Here is a 2,075-nt window from a genome sequence, read left to right on the forward strand (position 1 = left end):
ACTCGCCCAACCCGATCGCGGGCCGGAACGAGAAGACCGCCTCCAGCACACCGGTGAACAGCAGCGCCGCGAGCACGCCGACCCACCGGGGCGAGCCGCCCGGCAGGCGCCGGTGCCACAGCGCGGCGGCCCCCTCGCACAGCGCGGTCGCGCCGACCAGCATGACGACGGTGAAACCCCAGGTCCACGCGGTCGCCGACTCGACCAGCGGGGTGCCCGTGCCGATCAGCGACAGCGCCATGCCCACCACGACCCCCAGCGGCAGGCCCAGCGCGCTCGCCACCCGGTCCCGGCCCGGCCGGACGTCCGCCACCGTGCGGGAGCGCCACACCGCCGGGCCCCAGGCGCAGCCCAGCAGCACGCCGGGCACGAGGGCCAGCACCAGCGTGGTCACCCGCAGGCCCGCGCTCGGCAGCAGCGCGGACTGCACGAAGTGCGACAGCAGCGGCTGGACGAGTCCGGCCAGCGCGCCGAACGCGAACCCCTCCACCGCGCGGACGTGCCGCTCGACCTCGCCGCGCGCCAGCACCTCCAACCGGCGCCGGGTGGACGGGTGCAGCGCGGCCAGCGAGCGGGACCACGAGCGGGGCGGGTCCGCGGCCCGGCGCAGCAGCGCGTCCAGCGCGGTCGGGTCCTCGCGCGCGGACCGCAGGTCGGCCGCGTGCTCGCGCGAGCGCAGCACGCTGCGCGACACCACCCACACCAGCGCCAGCAGCAGCGCCGCGCGGATCGCGTAGTCGAGCACGAACGAGCTCTCCGACCACAGCCGCGGCAGCGGCAGCACCAGCACCACCGGGGTCGCCCACCACACGGCCCTGGTCAGCCACACCCGGTCGACGTCACCGGCGGCCACGTGCGCGCACTCGTGCCGCAGCAGCGCGGACGCCTCCGGTCCGGGCAGCGCCAGCACGCCGTAGGGCAGCACGATCCGCACCCGGCCGCCCGCCCGGACGGTGAACGCCTCCCGGCAGGTGGAGCCGAACTCCACGACGGGGACGACCCGGCCGCCCAGCGCCCGCACCGCCTCGGCGGCCTCCTCCTGCCAGCGCGCCCCGGCCGCGCGGGTGATCCCGGCCCGCCGGTGCAGCCGCGCGGGCAGGCGCCGCAGCACCACCCACCCGAGGGCCGCGGTGAGCAGGGCGAACAGGAAGGCGAACCCCGTCCGCGCCCGCTCGTAGGGCGCTCCGCAGCGCTGGAACCCGGCTGCCCGCTCCAGGGGCGGCAGGTCGGCCCCCGCGTTCACGCACGCCTTCAGCGCGTTGCCGAACCACTCGCCGAACGCGGTGTAGAAGATCAGGTTGCCCGAGCACACCGCCGCCGTGAGCAGGACCGCCACCAGCAGCGCGTACCGGGCGCGCGGCGCGCCCGCCTCACGCGGCGGGAGCGTCATCGCGGCCCCCCAGCTCGCGCACGACCTGCTCCGCCACCGCGCGGGCGACCGGCTCGGCCGCGCCCAGCCCGGTCAGGTGCACGGTGATCACGACCGTCGCCTGCCCGGCCTCCTCCGCCTCCGGCTTCCCGCCCCGGCCCCACGCCCGCGACAGCCACCGCCGCCCCGCCGACCAGGCGTCCTCGGCGGCCTTCTCCACGAGCACCCCGCCCGCCGCGCTCACCGCCGCCAGCACCCACGGCGTCACCGCCGCCAGGTCGATCCCGATCCCCACCGGCGCGCCCAACCGCACCCCGCGCACGGTCCCGTCCGGGTCGGCCCGGTAGGCCTCGACCAGGTCCTCGAACGCCTCCAGCTCACCCGCGTGCCACCGCGCCACCACGGCCCGCGCCACGCCGACCGCCTCCGCCGACAACGGATCCGCCATCCGCCCCGCCCCCCGCCACGCTCGTCCACGGGGCGCCCGGCCGATCGAGGAAGAATGCTATGCGCCCGAATGTGGAATTCCCTGCCGGTCATTTTCTACTGCGGGAAGGTAGCGCTTCGGGCGTGCGGGGAAAAGCTTCGGGAGGGAACCGGCATACGGGCGCGAACGCCGTCAAACCGGAGGTGGGAGGACTGTGGCGTCCCGTTTATCGGCGTTTTCCGGGGCGTCGCCCGGTCGCGATTCCGCCTTTGCGGGGAC

At 76.7% G+C, this 2,075-nt stretch carries 2 protein-coding genes; both read right to left on the bottom strand.

What is annotated here, in order from left to right:
- A partial coding sequence (locus tag ACTUAL_RS06580) for a M48 family metalloprotease (protein WP_440899619.1) occupies positions 1 to 1,390 on the bottom strand: 1,390 nt, incomplete at its 3' end.
- Complete coding sequence (locus tag ACTUAL_RS06585; RefSeq protein ID WP_440899620.1) at positions 1,371 to 1,817, bottom strand: hypothetical protein; 447 nt, start codon at positions 1,815 to 1,817, stop codon at positions 1,371 to 1,373. The genes ACTUAL_RS06585 and ACTUAL_RS06580, both read right to left, overlap by 20 nt.
- Between the last annotated feature and the right edge of the window lie 258 nt (positions 1,818 to 2,075).

The organism is Actinosynnema sp., assembly GCF_052038725.1.